Source organism: Blastopirellula sp. SH421 (assembly GCF_057808535.1).
Genome location: NZ_CM173712.1, coordinates 3,627,145 through 3,647,563 on the forward strand (window position 1 = coordinate 3,627,145; position 20,419 = coordinate 3,647,563).

Annotated in this window: 14 protein-coding genes; 3 read left to right on the forward strand and 11 right to left on the reverse strand. The window is 55.4% G+C overall.

Features of this window, described 5'->3' with window-relative positions; translation table 11 throughout:
* Window positions 1–13: 13 nt before the first annotated feature.
* Window positions 14–1,834 carry a hypothetical protein gene (locus SH421x_RS14920; RefSeq protein ID WP_488850080.1) on the reverse strand — a complete coding sequence of 607 codons (1,821 nt, stop codon included), beginning with the start codon at window positions 1,832–1,834 and terminating at the stop codon, window positions 14–16.
* 129 nt (window positions 1,835–1,963) lie between these two features.
* On the opposite strand from SH421x_RS14920, the gene SH421x_RS14925 reads away from it, so the two are divergent.
* Window positions 1,964–2,845, forward strand: a complete 882-nt coding sequence (locus SH421x_RS14925; RefSeq protein WP_488850082.1) for a YdjY domain-containing protein — start codon at window positions 1,964–1,966, stop codon at window positions 2,843–2,845.
* Between the two features lie 76 nt (window positions 2,846–2,921).
* Here the strand turns inward: SH421x_RS14925 and SH421x_RS14930 are convergent, their stop codons facing one another.
* From SH421x_RS14930 to SH421x_RS14965, 8 genes are all read right to left on the reverse strand, one after another.
* On the reverse strand, window positions 2,922–3,413 hold the full coding sequence (locus SH421x_RS14930; protein WP_488850083.1) for a hypothetical protein: 492 nt from the start codon (window positions 3,411–3,413) through the stop codon (window positions 2,922–2,924).
* Window positions 3,414–3,452: 39 nt separating this feature from the next.
* Window positions 3,453–4,298 (reverse strand): hydrogen peroxide-dependent heme synthase, encoded by an 846-nt coding sequence (hemQ, locus tag SH421x_RS14935; protein ID WP_488850084.1) that lies wholly within the window; start codon window positions 4,296–4,298, stop codon window positions 3,453–3,455.
* Between the two features lie 107 nt (window positions 4,299–4,405).
* Window positions 4,406–4,870 (reverse strand): hypothetical protein, encoded by a 465-nt coding sequence (locus SH421x_RS14940; RefSeq protein ID WP_488850085.1) that lies wholly within the window; start codon window positions 4,868–4,870, stop codon window positions 4,406–4,408.
* 34 nt (window positions 4,871–4,904) lie between these two features.
* Window positions 4,905–6,446, reverse strand: coding sequence for a SpoVR family protein (locus SH421x_RS14945; RefSeq protein WP_488850086.1), 1,542 nt, complete (start codon window positions 6,444–6,446; stop codon window positions 4,905–4,907).
* A 307-nt stretch (window positions 6,447–6,753) separates the two neighbouring features.
* Window positions 6,754–6,951: a hypothetical protein gene (locus SH421x_RS14950; protein WP_488850087.1), complete on the reverse strand. Its 198-nt coding sequence runs from the start codon at window positions 6,949–6,951 to the stop codon at window positions 6,754–6,756.
* A 27-nt stretch (window positions 6,952–6,978) separates the two neighbouring features.
* Window positions 6,979–8,082 (reverse strand): DUF444 family protein, encoded by a 1,104-nt coding sequence (locus SH421x_RS14955; RefSeq protein ID WP_488850088.1) that lies wholly within the window; start codon window positions 8,080–8,082, stop codon window positions 6,979–6,981.
* Window positions 8,083–8,156: 74 nt separating this feature from the next.
* Complete coding sequence (locus tag SH421x_RS14960; protein ID WP_488850090.1) at window positions 8,157–10,199, reverse strand: PrkA family serine protein kinase; 2,043 nt, start codon at window positions 10,197–10,199, stop codon at window positions 8,157–8,159.
* Window positions 10,200–10,816: 617 nt separating this feature from the next.
* Complete coding sequence (locus SH421x_RS14965) at window positions 10,817–11,206, reverse strand: response regulator transcription factor (RefSeq protein ID WP_488850091.1); 390 nt, start codon at window positions 11,204–11,206, stop codon at window positions 10,817–10,819.
* Between the two features lie 281 nt (window positions 11,207–11,487).
* On the opposite strand from SH421x_RS14965, the gene SH421x_RS14970 reads away from it, so the two are divergent.
* A complete protein-coding gene (locus SH421x_RS14970; RefSeq protein WP_488850092.1) occupies window positions 11,488–12,555 on the forward strand; it encodes a Gfo/Idh/MocA family protein in 1,068 nt (355 codons plus the stop codon).
* A gap of 10 nt (window positions 12,556–12,565) precedes the next feature.
* Here SH421x_RS14970 and SH421x_RS14975 read toward each other — a convergent pair whose 3' ends face one another.
* Window positions 12,566–14,374: a DUF3352 domain-containing protein gene (locus SH421x_RS14975; RefSeq protein ID WP_488850093.1), complete on the reverse strand. Its 1,809-nt coding sequence runs from the start codon at window positions 14,372–14,374 to the stop codon at window positions 12,566–12,568.
* 325 nt (window positions 14,375–14,699) lie between these two features.
* Here SH421x_RS14975 and SH421x_RS14980 point away from each other — a divergent pair, with 325 nt between their 5' ends.
* Complete coding sequence (locus tag SH421x_RS14980; RefSeq protein ID WP_488850094.1) at window positions 14,700–15,404, forward strand: BON domain-containing protein; 705 nt, start codon at window positions 14,700–14,702, stop codon at window positions 15,402–15,404.
* A gap of 1,086 nt (window positions 15,405–16,490) precedes the next feature.
* Here the strand turns inward: SH421x_RS14980 and SH421x_RS14985 are convergent.
* The gene (locus tag SH421x_RS14985) at window positions 16,491–20,111 is read right to left on the reverse strand and encodes a secretin N-terminal domain-containing protein (protein WP_488850095.1); all 3,621 of its coding nucleotides are present in this window, start codon (window positions 20,109–20,111) and stop codon (window positions 16,491–16,493) included.
* Between the last annotated feature and the right edge of the window lie 308 nt (window positions 20,112–20,419).

Sequence of the window (20,419 nt, forward strand, 5' to 3'; positions counted from 1 at the left end):
GCCGGGTCTCACTTCACTCCGAATCGGCGTGCTCAATTTCGATCATGCGGTTGATTCCCTCGTCGCCATCAAATCGTGCGATCATACACTCGGAAGTCAAATTGACCCCCATGAGGGTGCGGTTCGCCTTCTCGGTGAATGAGCGATAGAGCATCCAGTTTTGATCGTGCAGTTGAAAGCGAAAGCCAACGGCCACGTCGCGCGGCTGGATCTCTAGGCTTTCGGCCACGGTCAATTGCCGCCAGGTAAAGGGACGCAGCCGGCGACTTCGCTTTAGATCGAACAACAGGGGAGCATACAGCGACTTGCCGCGGGTTTGCATTTGCAGCGAGACCTGATCTCCGTCCCGTTCTAAGCGGCCGCGGCTGCTATCGATGCGCCATTCTGGCAATCCCAGCGGCAAGATGCGACTCCAACCGCGTCCTTTTTTGATTTCGATTTCGCACGTTTCGTCGGCCGAGGTGATTTCTAGATCGGCGACAAACGGTAGCGGGATTTCGTACTGAATGTGGCCGGCGTGATCCTTCAAGACAACTGCGTCGGCCATCATCAGAAACTGATCTTCACGCGCCAAAAAGAAGATCCGTTGCAGCGAATGCCCGCCGGTCAGCTCGACTTCCAGCTCCAGATAGTCGCCATCGTCATCGGCCAACCAGCCAATTTGCTGCCAGCTATCGTGAAAATCAAGTTGCTTGCCATCCAGCGAAATCCGCGGTTTCAACAGGCCGGCCGCGAGGATCTCTCCTTCCGCTTCTAGCTCGATCTTGACGTCATCGCCAGAGTAATCAATCGCCAACCGCGGAGAGAGCCGAGACCAGTTGGTCCGCAAAACCGCGAGTTGGCTCCATTCTGAATCATACGACGACTCGTCCAGCGACCACTCGTTGATCGTTTCTTTGGTCGAACGGCCAGGAAGCGCAAAGTCGGCGATGCGCGAATCTTCTTCATCCCCATCCAAATCGAGCGCCGTTTGAAACAGATGCTTCGAGTAGCGACTCGAAACTCCAGCCCCAAACATTTGGCTTCCATCGCCGCGGGTTACGCGGATCGCCTGGCGAACCGCCCACGAGTACTGGGCGACGGCGTCTTTGTGGAATTTGGCCCCTTTCAGCTCTTTCCCTAGAACCAACGATCGGGTCCAACAGGCCAGCAACGCGCGAAAACTGGGCAGGTTTCCGCTGGTCGGCATCCCTTCACCATCCAACAGATTTTCGATCCCGTCGCTGATGACTGCGGCGCCCGGCGTGGCCAGCTCGGCGCAGGCTTGGATCTCCGGAAATTGATAGGCCAGGGCAAGCGGCAATTCGCCGGCCAAAAACTGCTCGGGCAAATGATCTTCAAAATTGGCGGCCAGCGCTTCTTGGGCCGATTGAAACAGACAGGTGAGCAGCGCCCACCAAGTGGTTTCGCTCAACGCGGTGGTCAAACGCGGCAAAGCATGCGTCCAGGCGATCATCTCCAACGCCAGATTGCGTTCATTGGCCCGCTTGCCGGATAGCGCTAGCCACTCATCAGCGGTCGTTTGCCAATCGACTTTCGCCTGTTTGTCGCGCGCCGCTTTGCTCAGGTTTTCGATCCAATCAAAGGTGCGTGCGTCAATCGATTCGTCCGGCAGCAGCGCCCAGCTAAACGGCGATTCTTTCTTCCCCGAAACAAGCTCTTGCAGCGGCGTCGGCAGCTTTCGTTCGGCCAGGTAATTCGCCCAGTTCTCCCATTCCTCAGGCTTGCAGCGGCGACGATATTTCGTGGCGCAAACAGCCCATTGGCGGCGCTGCGCCGGCGAATCTTCTGCGGCGGCGCCCATCGAATGCGTCGATGCGGTTGACTGAATCATATTCTCTTTGCGTCTTTGGAACCGGGAAACGAAATGAAGCTCGACGTAGACCGAAACGCGGAACCCCACTATCTTATCAGTGTGATATTTGATTGCCTTCCCCCTCACCTCAGAAAATGGGGCTCAGCGATGCTAACCCTTCGTTTCGCGGCATTTTGTCTTGCTTATTGGAGCGTTGCTGCCGTCGTTTGCGCACAAACCGACGAGTCCCCCACCCAACAGAAGATCCCAGAGAAATCCCAAGTTCGCAAATTATCAGAGCAACATCCGATTTGGTTCGACCGCGGGCGAAAAATGGTGATCGTCGACGGCGAAATCTGTCTGCGAAAGGGAACGCTAGAGATGTTTGCGTGCCTCCAGGGGACCAAAGAACATGAGTCGATCATCTCACTGCCGATCAAAGCGTTTGAACTGCATGCCGGGCTGAACGCGATTGGCGCCTTGGAAGGGAAGCCGGTCCAATTCTCGCCCAAGTTTGAAACGGCGACCGGCGAAGAAATCGCCATCTACGTCCAGTGGAAAGATGACCAAGGAAAGACGCAAATCGCCAACGCGCGAGACTGGATCCGCAAGTCAGGAACCGACAAAGCCCTTGAAACCAATTGGGTTTTCGCCGGCAGCTATATGTGGAAAGACGAACGAACCGGCAACCAGGTCTATTCGGCCGAAGGGGGCGATTTGGTGTGCGTCAGCAATTTCCCCACTGCGACGCTCGATTTGCCCATCGAAAGCAGCCAAGAGAACGCGACCCTCAGCTATGAAGCTTTCACCGACCGGATTCCGCCTGAGGGAACCAAGGTCCGACTCTTCTTCGTGCCAAAGTTCAAAAAACCCTCCACTGAAAAACCAGCGATCGACGAGGCCAATCCCAAACCGATCGAGCAACCCATGCCTGAGCCTAAAGCAGAAGAGAAGGCGGAACCAATGCCCGAGTCGAAGGTTGAACCTAAGTCGGAAGAGAAACCGATGGAGAAAGTAGAAGCGCCCCAAGATGAAGCGGCGCCTGAGTAATCCGGCTTTAAAAAAAGCAGGGTGAGTGGAGCTTCAGCCCCTCCACCCTACGATTACTGGACACGACGGTTTGTCTTTAAAATCGAATCCCTAGTCGGCTGCCGAACAGCATCAGCGCCAGCCACACAATCAGCACCGCCGCGCTCGCCGTCGCAATGATTCCGCAGATCATCGCAATGCGGGTTTTTCTCCGACCTCCCTGATCCATCACTCCCAGCCGCATTGCGCGGAGATCGTTTCTCGACAAGAGCCACGCCGGCAGGCCAAACAACAGCGCCACCACCGGCTGAAAAAAGAGCAACACGCCGCGGACTTCGGCCTCGAAGTAGGCGAAAGCCAGCATGCCAACTGACGAGCCGATCGCCCCCAAGCCGATCAGCAGCAAAAACCAGCCGCGATGTCCGATCGTCTCTTCAAAATCATCGGCGCGATAGGTTTCGCCCGCGGCATACTTGGGCGCTAAGCCCGCTTGTGGATCGCTGCGTTCTGCAAACGGATTGGCGGCGCCATCGCCCAGATCAGGTCGGGCAATATCGCTAAGTCGGAGCGGCCGATTATCTTTCGCCATCGCATCTGCCTGAATCGGGGAAAAGCAACCAACAGCGACTTACGACACTCGACAGTGATCAAGCATTTCTGCAACGGTGCTCACGTAGCTGGTATAAAACGGACCAAACTCGGCGTAGCGGGCGCTCGCTTCGTCAAAGCGCATCTTGTAGACGATCTCTTTTAGATACTCTGGATTGCGGGCCCACAGCGTCACGCCCCATTCCCAGTCATCCAGACCAACGCTGACGGTGATCAACTGCGAGACGCGTCCGGCGAACTGCATGCCGCTTTGCGCGTGTTCGGCCATCAGACTATTCCGCTCGGCGAACGGCAGCGTGAACCAGTTCTCGCCGACCTTCCGTTTTTTGTTCATCGGATAAAAGCAGGTCGCCGGCCACTGCGGAAACTCAGGCGTCAGTCGCTGCGTGCGCATCATCGGCTCGCGCTGACGATAGGCGTTGATCTTGGCTTCAAACGCTTCGCTTCCTTCGACCTCTCCCCCTTGAATCAGCCGCTGGCCATATTGCTCGACCGAGGGCACGTATTCAGAAACTTCTGAGAGCGAGACGAACGAGTAGGTCGGCTGCAGCGCCGGTCCCAAGGTCGAAGCCATGATCGCTTGATGAACCGAATCGACCTTGAGCGGATTGGGATCCATCAGCATGACGCCAAAATCGGCTTTGTGTCCGCTAACGATCGAGACCTGCATCCGCTCGGTGGCGCCCTCCCCTGCTCCGCTGAGAATCTGCATCAACTCGGCGCGACCGGCCGCAATTTCTTCAGCGTCAAACGCATTCAGCAGCGCGCGATCAAACGAGTAAAAATAATGGGAGCAGTGCCAGCCTTCGGTCGGAACAATTGACGGCGGCGGTGGAGGCGTTTGATTGGGGCGACCGTGGCTCATGCGGAATCAGGCTTTGCGAGAGGGGTGAATGCGGTCCAGCAAGACGACATCCTCCATCGTAGCAAATCGCCCTCCTCTTCAGAAGTAGATCGCCGGTCAGCCAACGCTTAGGGGGATTCCTCGGTGGAGAGCGAATCAAGATCGCGCGCCAGGCGTTCAACGATGTCGCGCGTCATTCGCAGCGGCGCCGACTTGCGCGCCTGTTTGGGGGTAGCTGAGTAGCGCTGGAGATCCACGCCATCCGGCTTGATCCAACCTTCATAGTAGCTTCGTTCCCCCTCTGACTGGTGCGGATCACGCGAACGCAGTAATACTGACTCGGATTCGGTTTCGATTACTTCCAACGGCTCCAGCAAATAGGTGACGCGGCTTTTCAGCTTCCCCGCCAAACGTTGGCCTGCTTGTCCGCTGACATTCCAATTTTGCTGGGGAACATATTGAGCGCCACTGGCCGAGACGCCAACCGCTTCGACCGCAGCATCTTTTAATCGCAGCTTCCCAGCGGGAAGCGAGATCTCCAAATCATGCGGCGCGGCGCCATGGCTGTCGAGTTGTTGTTGAACTGATTTCATACAAAGTGATTCCCTGAGGATCACGCGGGGCTCATTAGGAGGCGGGCGCGATCACTTGCTCTTCTGTTTTTTTGATTTCGTGGTTGATTCCATCAAACGAGATAATCGTGACATGTTCGTCCAACACCGTCTCAATATGAACCGGACGCCGCCAAAGCGCGTACAGATTCTTGAGCGTGTCATGGGCGTAATTTAACTTCAGCTCGACTCCTTGGAACCGATGTTGAAGATAAAGCTCATTCCGATTTTTATAGTTTCCGTCTTTCACATAAATTTCGGGACGTCCCATGTTGGTTAGGCTGAACAGCAACTGCTGTTTCACCTTCGGAAACTCCCGCGTTTCAATTTCGTAGTAATCGGCGTGCTGGTTGTAGCCAAACTGAAACAACTTGTGCTGCCGGCAAAACTCCAACGTTAAAAATTCATCGATGAAGGTCAGGTCGTTATGGATCTTGCGAACCTCAAAGATTTTCTCGCGCCCCAGTCCCAACTGCTTGTCCCAGTCGGCGCGCTCGCGCATGTCGTCGCAGTCGTCGTAGTCGGACCCAAAGCAACCGCGGTTCCAACGATCTTCGACATCGCGCAGCAGTTCTAAGCCCAGTTTGTAGGGATTTAGCCGCGTAGCGCTGGTCGCCAGCGTGCCAGAGGTGTGGTCGGCGTAGCTAATCACTTCCGACGCGTTCAGCCCATGTCGGGTCATGATGGTCGAATGCCAATAGGTGGCCCAACCTTCGTTCATGATCTTGGTCTGCCCTTGCGGAGCAAAGTAATACGCTTCGTCACGGATGATCGAAAGCACGTCGAGCTGCCATTGTTTGAGCGGCGCAAACTGCAGCAAAAACAGCATGACATCTTTCATCGGTTCAGCGGGCGAATGGACTGCTTTTGCTGGGCTGTGCGGCAGCTGATCCTCGGCGCCGCGCGACGCCGGATTGATAAACGAATCCATGTACCCTTTGGCCGGAAGTCGCCGCGACGGGGGAAGATCAGCTTCCACCGAGTCGGTCGGCGACTTAAATTGATTTTGCTCGTCTGGAGCGTATCGCCGAATGAACGGCGAGTGAATGTCGATTAGGTCCTCGATACTAAGGCAATGGTCAATGAAGTTCTCTACCTCTTCGACGCCAAACCGATCCATGTAGCGACGAATCCGATTGCCATGATTCGCCATGTTGTCGATCATCTTGCGATTGGTCTGACTAAACCAATAGTTGCACTTGAAAAAGTCGCAGTGCCCGTAGACGTGGGCCATCACTAACTTGTGGTCTGCAAATTCGTTGCTCGAAAGCAGATAGGCGTAGCAAGGATCATTGTTGATCACCAGCTCATAAATTTTCTGCAGGCCATAGTGATAGCCGCGGGCCAGCTTCTCGTACTCCATGCCAAACCGCCAATGCGGATAGCGCGTCGGGAATCCTCCGTAAGCTGCAATCGCGTTCAGTTGGTCGACGTTGACCAGTTCAAAGATGGTCGGGAAGAAGTCGAGACCATACCCGGCCGCGTACTCCTCCATTTGCAGTTGGATATCGACCAACTCCGCAGGGAGGTTCGCAAATGTCCGGCTAGTTATCGGCATGATCCCGCTTGCTCCTGCTCACATCCTTTATCGGTCGCCTACCTCTGCAGGCGTTCTATCTCAACTACATCAATGCTTGGTTGTAGCGCCAGCGAGGGAATTCTTCTGGCTACTTCGATCCTGGTTAAAATCGCCACGCGAATTCCCTCGCTGGCGCTGCGGGCTAGTGTGAACGTTTTTGAGTTGATTCCGGCCGTGTTTTTCTGTGATTTATCCGCGCTATCTGTGTTCCAATTTTTCTTTGCCATCAAATATCGCAACTTCAAAACTCGCGCTGCGGGCTAGTGTTACGATTTTCAATCGCTGCTTAGGCGGCTGGCCAGAGGTCTAGGACTTGAAAGCGACTGTCGGCCAGCTTGGAAATTACATCCCACAGCCGGGGAAAATCGCGACACATTTTTTCTCGCGCCGCGCGAATCGCCGCGTGAGGCGAATCGGAACGGACGATCACGCTGGTATGGCCTACGCTGACTTGATATTTGTGATTTTGCGAGTTGTCTTCCATCGATTTCTCCTTTGCTGGCGTAACGAACTATTTCCCCTTCCCCAAGAAGGACTTGATCGAATCGTAGATCGCGGCGCGATCTTCGATTTCGGAAAGGATCAAGTTCTCGTGACCGCGGCCAAAATGACCGGCGAGCGAGCGAATATATTCGCCGCTGCCGTAAGGGCTTTCGACTTGGCCATAACAAAACAGGTTGCAGATGGGTAAAAATTTTTCTTCCAACATTCGCATGCAAAGCTGGTTGTCTTCGCCCCAGTTGTCACCATCCGAGAACTGGAAGCAGTAGATGTTCCACGAGCTAGAGGGAAAATCGCGTTGGATGATCTCGGCCGCCGTTTTGTAGGCGGTGCTGATCCGCGTGCCGCCGCTTTCCCGCGTGTGATAAAAAGTGTGTTCGTCCACTTCTTTGGCGGCCGCATCATGGATCACATAGCGGCGTTCTACACCGTTGTATTGGCTCTTTAACCAGGTATCGATCCAAAAAGCTTCGGTCCGCACAATCTGCTTTTGTTCGTCGGTCATCGAACCAGACACGTCCATCAGATAAAGGCTCGCGGCGTTCGCTTGCGGTTGTTGGACCACCGTCGCCGATCGATACCGCGTATCCTCGCGAATCGGAATGATGACCGGATTATCGGGCGAGTACCCGCCTGAGGCGATCTGCCGACGCAGCGCCTTTACAAAAGTGCGACGAAAATGGCGTAACGATTCGGGCCCCGAATTGCTAATGCTGTCGTAACGATTTTTCTCTTGCTGGATGTTGGCTTCTCCTTTGGGTTGGATTTTGGGCAATTCCAACTCATCGCCCAGCATCGCCGCCAGTTCATCAAGCGAGACTTCGACTTCTAGGATGTGGCGCCCTGGGTCAGAGCCTGCTTCGCCAGCGCCGTCTCCCTCTTTACCGCGTCCCACAGGATCGCCAACCTTGCCCTCGCCTTGGCCGACGCCTCCTTCATTTTTGCCGTAGCGAAAATGAGGAACATCCAACTGCGGAACAGGGATGCTGACCAGGTCCTTCCCCTTGCGGCCGATCATCTCGCCGTGCGTCACATATTTCCGAAGATTGGCGCGAATGCGTCCTCGCACAATCTCCTTGAAACGAGACGCATCACGATCGATCTTTAACGACACGCTCAGGGCTCCTTCTTCTCAGGTCAAACGCTGGTAATTCTTTCACACTCCGTCAAGCGGCAAATAGCTTCTGGCTAGTTCTTCACATCTCCTCGCGCAAAAATACTCGCCACAAAGTTCAGTACGTCGGTCGCGCTTTCATCGTCGTAGCCATAATCGCGAATCAGGCGACCTTTCACGACATCGATCTTTTCTTGCGTATCTTGGTCGATGACGTTGGAGACGAGACTGGTCAGTTTGATCGAGTCTTTCTGATCCTCAAACAACTTCAACTGCAACGCTTTGTACAAGCGTTCGTTCGTTTTGTAGTCAAACTTCTTGCCGTCGATCGAGAGCGCGCCGATGTAGTTCATAATCTCCCGACGGAAATCATCTTTGCGACTATCGGGGATATCAATCTTTTCTTCGATCGACCGCATCAAGCGTTCGTCCGGCTCTTCGTACTGACCGGTAAACTTGTTTTTGACCTTTTCACGCTGCGTATAGGCTTTGACGTTGTCGATGTAGTTCGAGCAGAGACGCTGCATCGCGTCCTCGTCGGCGGCGATGGCCCGTTGAACTTCGTTCTTGACGATGTTCTCGTATTCTTCCTTCACCACTTCCAGCAGTTCGCGATAGTGATCGCGCTGCTCTTCGCTGGTAATCAGCGAGTGATTTTTCAAGCCCGATTCGAGTTCGTTAATCACCATAAATGGATTGATCGAAGTCGCATCGGGATGCGCCACCAGGGCGTTGGAGATTTTGTCCTGCACATAGCGAGGAGAAATGCCGAGCATCCCTTCACGCTTGGTTTGCGACTTCAATTCTTTGACGTTCTCTTCGGTGAAGCCCGGCAGACTTTTGCCGTCGTACAGCTTCAATTTTTGTAGCAACGTGAGGTTGGCGTTTTTTGGCTCTTCGAGCCGGGTTAAAATCGCCCACATCGCCGCCATCTCGATGGTATGCGGCGCAATGTGCTTGCCTTTGACTCGCTCGGCGTTGTAGTCTTTCTCGTAAATCTTGATTTCATCGGTCAGCCGCGTGACGTAGGGTACGTCGATCTTTACCGTACGATCGCGGAGGGCCTCCATAAACTCGTTGTTTTGCAGACGGCGATACTCGGGCTCATTCGTGTGGCCTAGGATCACTTCGTCGATGTCGGTTTGAGCAAATTTTTTGGGTTTGACCTTGTGCTCTTGGCTAGCGCCTAGCAGGTCATAGAGGAAGGCGACGTCCAGCTTCAAGACTTCGATAAACTCAACGATGCCGCGGTTGGCGACGTTGAATTCTCCGTCAAAGTTGAACGCACGGGGATCGCTATCGGTGCCGAACTCGGCGATCTTGCGATAGTTGATGTCGCCGGTCAGTTCGGTCGAGTCTTGGTTCTTTTCGTCCTTGGGTTGGAAAGTGCCGATGCCAACGCGATCTTGTTCGCTTAGCAAGATCCGGCGGACGCGGATATCTTTGACCACGTTCGCCCAATCGCCCCCCTTTAACTGCATTGCTTCGTTGTACATGAAGCGGCAGTAAGGGCATAAATCGCCGGTGATTTTGACCGGGTAACGTAACTGCGGCGCGTCGGCATTGAAGCGCGCAGAGACGTCGGCTCGCTGGGCGTCAGGGATCAGATGCAGCGGCTCTTCGTTCATCGGGCACCAGTGGATGTTGTCATCCCCCGGCAGCACCCAACCCAGCGAATAGAGGGCTCCTTCATCTTGCGCCGAATAGCGTTCGAGCCCTCGTTTTAACAAGCGGGCCATCGTGCTTTTGCTGCTGCCGACAGGACCATGCAGCAGCAGGACGCGTTTTTCGATCCCATAACCGTTGGCGGCGCTCTTGAGGGCGTTGACCAGCGCTGTTTGTGCGTCACGGAGCCCAAAGATTGCGTCGCGACCGCCGTCTAACGGATCGTCAAAAAAGCAATAGTGCGTGCGCAACTCGCGCGATTCTTCGTACTGCTCAACGCCGTACCCCAGGATCATGTCATAGCAACGCTGAAATGCGTTGCGAACGATCTTGGGATTCTCTGCGACCAGGTCTAGGTATTCGAGAAAACTTCCTTGCCAGTTTTTCTTTCGAAACTGTTCTAGATTTTGCCGCTCTGTGAGCAGAGCCACGATTTCTGAGCCCTTCGCCATCCGAAAATCACCCTCCTTCTCCCACGGCAGCCAAGCTGCTTGCTTTCGCCGAAACGAAAGATGCGTCGATCAGCGCACGAGCCGACTGGGGCGGAGAATTTTTGAAGCGACGACAGCCGAGACTGCCGCCTATGCGATGAACCAGGGAGGCGGATGCAGCTCACCTCGCGCTTTAACACCGCGGATCTTTTTGTAGCTCAGGCGCACGCGCATGCACGTTCCCAAGGGAAGCATGAACCGAAAGCGGCGCGCAGAGATTTAAAAAGATCGCGACGAAAGAGAGCGAGGGTTATTGAGCAACAACAACCTCGTTAGACAGACGCATTTACCACCACGAGTCTGCTAACGTTTAACCCTCAGTGCAAGTATCGGTTGAGTGTGGATACGTAGCAATAGAAAGTTTCTACGGATTACAGCGAACGAAGGGATTGTGAAATTTGGAACGAATTGGAAAGCCGTTGAATCACAATGGTTTTCGTACATTTCAGCGCACGAAAACCGGCTTCGAAATCTTTTTAAAATCTCAAGAATAGAGCAAGAGTTTTGCGCCGAGACTCTTTTGAAGTCGGCATCGGACTAGCGATGCAGCAAAAACGCTCTAACTGGTTCCTGCGAGACTACTTCAGGAGACGATCGACGCTTTCCAGCAACCGATCCATGGGGAACGGCTTGCGAATATAGTCGTCGACCCCCAACATCTCGGCATACGCTTTGTGGCGACTTCCCTCGTTGGCCGTCACCATAATCACGCGAATCGGCACCTGACGCGTCTGGCGCAGCTTCTCTAAGACGAGAAATCCGCTCCGTTTGGGCATCATCATGTCTAAGATCACCAGATCGGGATCTTCTCGTTCGACCAATGCCAAACCTTGGTTGCCGTCTCGGGCAATCATGATCTCGTATCCGCGCGACTCAAGAGCGTAACGGAGTGTCTCGACGATTTCGGCATCATCGTCGACCAACAGAATTCGCTTCCTGTTCGTTTCTTTGGCCGTGTCTTCGCTCATGCGGTATGTCGCCCTACGTCCGGTGGGTTGCCGAGTGCAAGCAGCTGGTGCGTAATTCTCCAGTACTACCTGATTTATGTCCCCGTTGCAACATCCCCCGGCGTTGCCGCAATTGCTTCTGAGCCGTCATTACCTATCGTTATATGCAGGAACTACGCAACTGTTGCCGGCCCACAGTGCGGCTCTTGCCCGACGGCGATCCCTGGCATCTACAAAGGTTAAGCTTCCAAGTGTCTCCTGAAAAACTAAGAAAATCTGTCGTTTCTGAAGAATCTCAACAGTTGGTTCCCGCGCCGGACCTTCCGTATCGGCCGCAAGACCCCCAAGCGTATCAGCCGGGGATTGGCCTGATCGGTTGCGGCGGCATCACCAAAGACCACCTGCGCGCGTACAAAGCGGCTGGCTATCGCGTCTTGGCCTTCTGTGATCTTCAGCTTGAAAACGCCGAGCGACGCCGTGACGAATATTACCCAGACGCCGAAGTTTACCAAGACGCAGCCGCACTCTTGGCGCGCAGCGACATCCAAGTAGTCGACATCGCGACCCATCCGGCGGTGCGGCCGCCGCTGATCGAAGCGGCGCTGCTAGCGGGAAAGCATGTGCTGAGCCAAAAACCGTTTGTGTTGGATCTGGATGTCGGCGAGCGGTTGGTCGCGCTGGCCGAAAGCTGCGACCGCAAACTGGCGGTCAATCAAAACGGACGCTGGGCGCCCCATTTTAGCTATTCACGAGAGGCGGTCCGTCGCGGGCTGCTGGGGGATCTTAACGGAGTCCACATGTCGGTCCACTGGGATCATCGCTGGGTCGAAGGGACCCCGTTCGCCCAGATCAAGCATCTGCTGCTGTACGACTATGCGATCCATTGGTTTGACATGATCAACTGCTTGCTGCGCGATCAGACGCCGCTGCGGGTGTTTGCGTCAACCACGCGGACCAAAACGCAGACGCTGATGCCGCCGCTGGGCGCCCAGGTCGCCATTGAGTATGAGCATGCCCAGGCTTCGCTCGCTTTTGACGCCGCAACCATGTACGGCCGACAAGACCGCACCTATATTGCCGGCGATCAAGGGAGCATCTTCAGTATCGGCCCCAACGAGAAAGAGCAAACGTTGACACTCTCGACCGGAGCGGGGATCTCTCAACCGCAGCTAGTGGGAAGTTGGTTTCCGGATGGGTTCCACGGCGCGATGGGTGAGTTGCTTTGTGCGATCGAAGAAAATCGGCGGCCGAGTCACTCGGCCGCCAATAATCTGTTCGGATTGGCTATCTGCTTTGCGGCGATTCATAGCGCCGAGACGCATCAGACGGTTGTACCTGGGGCGATTCGGCGGTTGCCAAATATCGTCTAACGATAGCCGCTTACAAAGCTTCGGCGCGTTTCAGTTGAAACGCGATGTAGTGCAGTCCGGTTTCGTCGTTAATCCAGATTCCTCCGCTGGGCGCCATATATTTAGAGATCACGCTGAACGGCGGCAGCGGATTCGCTTCCATCTGTTGTTTGAGATTACCGAAAAACGGGTTCTCTTCTCCACGACTATCCAGAAACTGCTTAGTCGTGTCGGCTTCGGCAATTTCGTACCACATCCGCAACGATTGTTCGGGCTTGTAAAAGCTAAGCATGCTGATTTCACGCTCGCCGGCCTGACGCTGCAATTTGCTGAGCATCAGCTTGTAGCTTAGGTCGTCGGCCAGCCGTCGATCGCCGGTGGCTTGGGTCCGAATCGCTTGATCCAGCAAGCTAGGGCGATCGGCGATAAACAGATACTCACCGACGACTCCGAAGGTTGGTTCGGGACGCATTCGGCGGGCGCGTTCGATGCGAGTGCGCCGCGCGTCGTCCATATCTTCCGGCAACGGGCGATCAGCCGGAATGAAAGTCCAGTAGGTCGCTGTGCCCACGTCATGACGTTGGATGTTAAGTCCTGGATCGGCCTCCGTGAAATTGGCGACGACCGTTTCGAGCGTCTTCCGAGCAGCGGCCGCATCGCGCACTTTCGCGGCGACCATCGTCCCTTGGCTGTTGATGCGAGCCGGCGGCTCGTACCACTGCACCAGGGTGAAACGCCCCTCTAGATTATCAATAATTTCTGTTTTGAAATCGACCTTCAACCGTTGATTGATTCGCCGATCGATATCCTCGGCCAGCTTCCCTTCGCCGGTGATGCTGTCATAGAGCGTCTCTAGCGCGGTGTACGTTTTCTCAACGTCCCAGTTGACCGTCATATAGGTGGTCACATCGGCGGGAACCCACATTTCGGGCTTGGTCTCGGCATTTTGCGGCGCGATCATCGCCAGCACGCCGGTGCGAGGACGCTCGAGCATGATGTGAATGTGCGAGATCGAATCGAAGTCTTCGGTCGCCATGATGTAGCTGCCGCCAATCGCTTTGACTCCGTCCAAACCTAGGACCGGCAGAAACGCCAGCAAGTAGCCTGAACCTGACCCGCCGGCGCTGGCGGCGCGAACGGTCTCGATTGGATCGACATACCAGACCGCTTGCGGCGCCTCGTCCTTGGTGCCGCGTGAGTTGCTCATGATGGTGATAAACTTTTGGCTTTGCGACAGCGGATTCTCGCGCAGGCCATCCCAGTTTTCGATCAAATCCTGCAGCGCCACGGTGCTGTTCGAGACGAGCAAGGTCTCGTCTTGTTCACAATAAACCAGCGGTCCACGGCGACCGTTGATGATATGGAGTTGCGTCTCTTTGAATTTTTCAGACTCGAGCGTTGCGCCGTCACCGGTCGCTAACTCTTCCAACGTCTCCATCGCTTTGCGAGCGGTCGCCGGATTATCGCCTAGATCGACAAACAGCATAAACGCTAGCGGTCCGCTCTCTTGCGGGGCCAACGCAAATGCGACTTCTCCTTGAGGGATCGACAGGACTTCGTCCAGGCTGATCCCGACCTGATCTTCAAATCGCGCGACCGAGTCGGTCACCGCTTGCCAAACGCCGGTGACAAACGGCTGCATCTGCGGATCATTCAGCATTTTGCCGATCGAGGTCTCGCCAAACTTCTCTTGAACCTCATGGATGTTCGACAACTGAGCGTACACGACGGTGTTGTCGGGCAAGAGGTCGGACGCGGCCGGACGTTCTGCCTGAATCGAGCTGACGCCGGAGAAAAATAAACCGGCCATAAAAAGCGAGCTGGCAACTATTGGACGCATTTTTTGGACGCCTTCTTGCAGATGAGCGGAGAATAAGTGCGAAACAAGACCTCCCCCAAAGGGTTACGTAAGCAATTACTGCGCGGATGCTGGAAAAGTTTCAGACGACTGCGGGGGACTTTCCGGATGTTTCCGCTTTTTTTGGTCGGGCAGTCCGCAGCAAGCAGATCAGAAAGAGCGTGCCCGGCTTGCCAACGGCGACGATTCTAGGGAAGAGCCCGATCTTTTCAGCCTCTCCGGGCGGTGAATCCAAAAAGCATTGCCATTTGGATCAAAACGCGAGATAATGCGGTTAGCGCGGGTTCTTTGTGGGAGTTAGAGAAATATGCGATTGAAATATCTGGTTGTTGTCGCTTCGGTCACAGCGAGCCCGTTGTGGCTTGGTTCGGCCTATGCCCAATCGACCGTTTCTCAACAAACCTTCCAACAACCCTCGTCCAACTTTGGCGCCACCAACTCGGGCGGCGCAGCGCAATCGATCAACGCTGGCGCTTCGGCTTTTTCGAATCTTCCGGCGGTTTCGGCTCCCTCGTTAAATGGGACTTCCTCAGGAACCGGTAGCACGACGGGCGCAAGTTCGGCATCTGGTTCGACCGGAGACGTCGCCTCCGCCGCGTCTCAAATGACCTCACAAAACGCCAACAATCCTTTTGGATCGAGCGCAGCCGGCGGCCAAACGGCCAATCGGAACTCGATGAATCAATTTGCTCGCGGGATGGGAGCCATGTTTGGCAACCAAGGGTTCGGCCAAAATTTTGGGGCGGAAAGCGACGACAAACGAATTCCGACCCGGATGGTGGTTAAATTCAATCACCCGATCATTCCGGCCAGCACCGTCGCCCGCTCGATCCGCAAGACGCTTCCCTGGCCTAGCGTTGCGGTGTCGATGGAAGGCCCTGTGGCCACGTTGACTGGGTCGGTTGACTCGGCTGATATACGCGCGTTGGCGGAGCGATATGTGAAGATGGAGCCGGGGGTGTCGGCGGTAAAGAATGAGTTGCGTATTGCTCCACAGCCGCTTCCCCAGTAGGTCTGCTGCCGGTCGCTAGATACTGATTGTATTTGGTCGAGTTGTGAAAGTCGGGCTGGTAGGTTTGCAAGTTGACGCCGGAGTGGATTCCTCCGCCGTTTCGCATTCCAAACTGGGCGTTCTGAAAATTGACCGATTGATTGGGACCCAATTCTGACTTGTGCTGCTCAGGCGGCTGAGACTCGGTCGGAAATGGCCGATAAGCAGGCACAGGCGCCGCTTGCCGCGGCGTACCGGTCTCCCTCTGCATCAGCAGACGCTGCTCTAAAGTGGTTGGCACCGGAATCGTCGTCGTCCGCAATTGCTGACGCGGCGGTTGATAGGAATTTGGCTGATATTGATTTTGCTGATATTGATTCGGCTGTGGCGGATACTGCGGATATTGCTGTTGTTGATTGGGCGGCATGTAAGAAGCCGGTTGAGCGTAATAGGGCGACTGCGGCATTCCCGGCGGGATTGCTTCTTCGGCATTGTGCTCGCTCGGCTTCTTTGGCGTTCCCGGCAATAGCGTCCGGCTTTGATCACCAGAAACTAGGCCAGCACCTTTTTCTCCCTGGAAGTAAGGCGCCAACGTGATGCTGCGTTGCTCGCCGCCGACGGCGTCCCAGGGAATCCAAAAGCTATAGGAGTGCCCAATTTTGGACATGCTGTAGTGATCTTGCAGCTCTTCGGCTTCAAAGACGTATTTGCGATCGGGTTTATTTGCATCTCCCTTCGCTTTGTTGTCATCATCAAACGCGTAGACTTTGAGCGTGCCGCGAACGCGGACCGGCTTACTGGCCGCGTCATAAAAGTAGACGCGTCCGCCAAACCCACGCGTCGGCCGTTCGCCGGCCGGCGTGTAAACCTGGTCTTTCCAGATCGCAACCAGCTTGGCCGGCGGTGCGTACTCTTCTTCATCCTTGTCTTGCCACGGCATGCGCGGCGCTCGACGCGTAATCGTATTGCAGCCGGTTAGGAGCAGGGCCAACAGCAACAGGATGGTCGTATTTCGGGCTTTCATGCTATTTTTCTGGAACATCGGGTGTCCCTTTCTCGTCTCTGGCTTCGATTGAATAGCGATCGGTGGCAGCAGTATCAACTCGGTTACCGAACAGACGGCAGGCGAACCGGCCGCTGCTCTTGATAGGGCGCTACACCGTTGTAGCCAGCCGGAGCCACGCCGAAGGTCGCCGGCTGTAGTGACGCCGGAGCCAGTTGCGGCTGAACATAATTCGCTTCATTCGCCCCTTGGTAAGGAGGCATATTAGGAGCCGTCTCGGGGCTCATCGGCGGCAACGTAAGTTGCGTTTGATTAGGCGCCGGGATCGTTTCAGGCTGGCCCTTTACCGGCGCTACCGGAGCCGACGGATTTTGGTCAGGGCGAATCTCTAGGATGCCGCCATCCTCGGGGACCGATAGGTCAACGCCATACAGCGCGTCGGCGCCGTAGATATCGGCCACGTCGGCCAAGCACCAGCTCATGCGACCCATCTCTTGTTCTCGCAAACGTTCGACGTCGTTATCAGAGTCAACCACGACCGGCGTAAGAATGATCATCAATTCACTACGAGCCGCATCAAAGCTGTCGTAGCGGAACAGAGAGCCGAGAACCGGAACATCGCCCAAAAGCGGCACACGTCGCGAAACAACGGTGGTCGTCTTTTGGATCAAACCGCCCAACACGATGGTCTGTCCTGAACGAGCACTGACCGTGGTCGTCGCCGTTTGGGTATCAATCCGCGGCGAACGGATCACGTCACCGTTTTCATTAATCGAGATCGGAATCCCGTCTGAGTCGTCACCCACCTGCGAACGTTCGGCTTGCACGTACATCACAACCATGCCATCGGGACTGATACGAGGTTGCACGCTCAAAATCACACCGGTGTTGATCAGCTCTGTCGCATTGATCGTACCGTTCTGCGTCACCTGCGACGAAGTAATGTATGGCACCTTCTGACCAACCTGAATAAACGCCGGTTGATTGTCCATCGTCATGATTTGCGGACGCGCCAAGACTTCCATCCGGTTGTCTTGTTGCAAAGCACGAATCAGCACGTTGACCGATTCGCTGGCCGCCGAGAAGACAAAGCCGCCGTAGCCCAATCCACTATTGGTGCGTCCCAACGAAAAGTCGGTTAAACCTTGCGACCCAACCGCGTTGGCTGTCGCCAAACTGGCTGCACTCGCAGAGTTGCCAAGCGGATTGTTGTTAAAGTCATACCCAGGATTGAGCGTTCCATTTTGAACGGTGCTGCGATCAAACAGCAACGAATCTTGCAGACCAAACTCAAAACCGAGCTCTTCGATCTTGCCAAGTCGCACATCCGCGATCAGCACCTGAATCATCACCATCGGCGGACGTGCATCAAGCTCCTCGACGATCTTTACGATCTCTTTGAAGTACCGCGGCGTTGCGGTGATGATCAAGCTATTGCTAAACGCCTCTGGCACCACAATCACTTCACGAGCAATCTGTTGGAACGAACTGGTCAGATTCGGGTCGATCGATTGCAGTTGGCTTTCGTTCTGCAGCAGATCGGTCAGTGATCCAGCCACAAGTTCGGCATTGGAGTTTTTCAGCCGTACTACCAACATCTGGCGTTGTTGAACGTCATCTTGGTCCAATCGCAGCAAGATCGCTTCGACCACGGCCAAGCTAGAAGCCGGCCCCGAGGCGATGATGCTATTAGTGCGTGAGTCGACCGAAAAGCGGATCGGCACCAAGGTGTTGTCGCCGCCGGCGCCAATTGCAAACGGCTGTTGCCCTTGCGTGGTTCCTTCATCCAGCCCAAACAGCGTTTCCAGCATAGTCGCCAACTGAGTGGCGTCGCCGTTGACGATGGTGAATACTTTGATCTGCGATTCGGCCGAAGGTTGCGAGTCAAGTCGCTGAATCAACGCACCAATCAGGTCCATACTGTCTTTGGGCGCCCGGACGACCAACGCATTGCTGCGAGTATCGGCCGTAATCTGAGCGTCGGTCAAGATCCCCGATTTCAGCATTTGCCCTTCGCGAGAATCAAGCGTCATGAACGAGAGCATCGCCGCGCGAACCTGAGCGGCCGCGGCGCCCCCTTGTTGCGGACCACCGGTCCCGGTCGCCGGCGTACCGGTGATGGCCGCCTGTAATACGGTCGCTAGATCTTCGGCCAGCGAGTTCCGCAATTCAAAGATCTTCAATTCTAAGCTTGACTCAGCGGCTGGGACGTCGATCTGACGGATCAAGTATTCGACTTCGGCCATGTCACGCGGACTGGCCTGCACGATCAACGCATTGCTGCGATAGTCGGCGGTCGAACGAACACGCGGATTGAGCGCCGTCGGCTCGGCATAGAACTCGGTCACGCGCGTTTGCGCGTCGGCCGATGAAATATACTTGAGCTGAAAGACACGCAGCATCCGTTCGGGCCCGGTCGGTTGATCTAGCTTGTCGATCAATTCCAGAATGCCGTCGACGCTTTGTTGACGACCAATCAGCAAAATCGCATTGGGACGCCCCAGCGGCGTGATGCTGACCTGGCCATAACGAGTTTGCAGTAGATCTTCGTATAGTTGTTGAATGGTCGCGGCGACGGCTTCGCTGTTGGCGTGCAGCAGTTCGCGAACTTCGATGACCGGCTGGGTTTCGGCGCTCAAGCGTTCGATGTCGTTGATGATCCGGGTAATCCGTTCGACGTCGCGGCGATGACCGCGGACGACAATCACGTCTAAGCCTTCCAAAAATTCGATCTGCACCGGACCAATCAAGCCGGCGTCATCTTCTGGTCCAAGCGTAACTTGATCTTCAGCCGCAGGCTGCATTTGCTCGGCAGGCTGATCGGCGGCCGGTTGTTCAGCAGCCGGCTGAGCATCCGCGGCGCCATCGGCAGCTTCGCCGGGTTGAAAGATCATCGCCGCCATATCGCCGCTCCAACGCAACTGTTGTTTGCCAGCGACTTTTTTCAGAGCCTCAAAGATTTCGCGTTTGGCGGAGGTATTATCGGTTTCGGTCAGAGGCGCCAACGCTTCAGCCACGTCTTCGCGTTTGGCGTTGCGAAGCGAGACCAGATCGGTGCGAAACTGATCGCTGCGCGGTCGTGCGTCCATCGCATGCACCACCTGCGTCCAAGCTTTCACCCCGGCTTCTTCTCCACGCAATTGCACGACATTGTCGTTGCGATAGATCTGCATCGCGATCTTTTTGTCAGAGCGAGTCGGCAATGTCAGAGTCGCGATCGCTCCTTCTGAGGTCAGCGCGATCGGCGGACGTTCTCCCAACAGCTGCGCAGTGCGGGCCTCGATTTGACGCCAATCAACTTGATTCAGTTTGATCTCGACTTCCACCAGGCCGTTGCCCAGCGAACGCGTTTGCTGATGACGGGCGTTATCGACCGGCGTCGCGGCGCGCACCGGCGCCGGCTTGTTGCTCGCATCACGCAAATAGCCAGAACGCTTCAAGAACGCATCGACTTGCGTTTGCACCTCTTCTGGCGCGGCGACCACCAAGGTTGACCCTTTGGCGTCTGTCGTAAATGTCGCCCCTTTTTCCTGGGCGTACAGCTGGCGAAAAACCTCTAGCAGGTTCTGCAACCGCTCTGGATCGACCGAGTAGCTGCGAATTTCGCGTGCGCCGGCTGCGGCAGGAGCCTGGGCGAGAGTAGAACGTGCCGTTCCCGCGATCCCGGCTAGCAGGAGAGACGCGATAACAAGTGACCTTCTCTGTCCCAATATGCAATCAAGCATCAGTAAACCCTTCTTCGGATTTTACGCCCACGGGGCGAATCGACCGCGCACTTTGACTTATTGATTGAATCGGAACATGAGAAGCAGTCCCTACAAGCATTCCCGCCCGAAAATGCGCCACAGATTACCAGGCGTGGCAAGCTGTAACGCCTCGGCAAGTCACGGTGTAGCACCGCTGGCGCCAGCGGTCGCCGCTAGCGATGACTCCAACAAGATTAGGAGTCGAGGATCTGCACGTTGTCGCACGCCAGAACACCGAAGAATCGACCGCAGTGGAGACGCGGTCGAAATCCAACCAAGAGCATCAA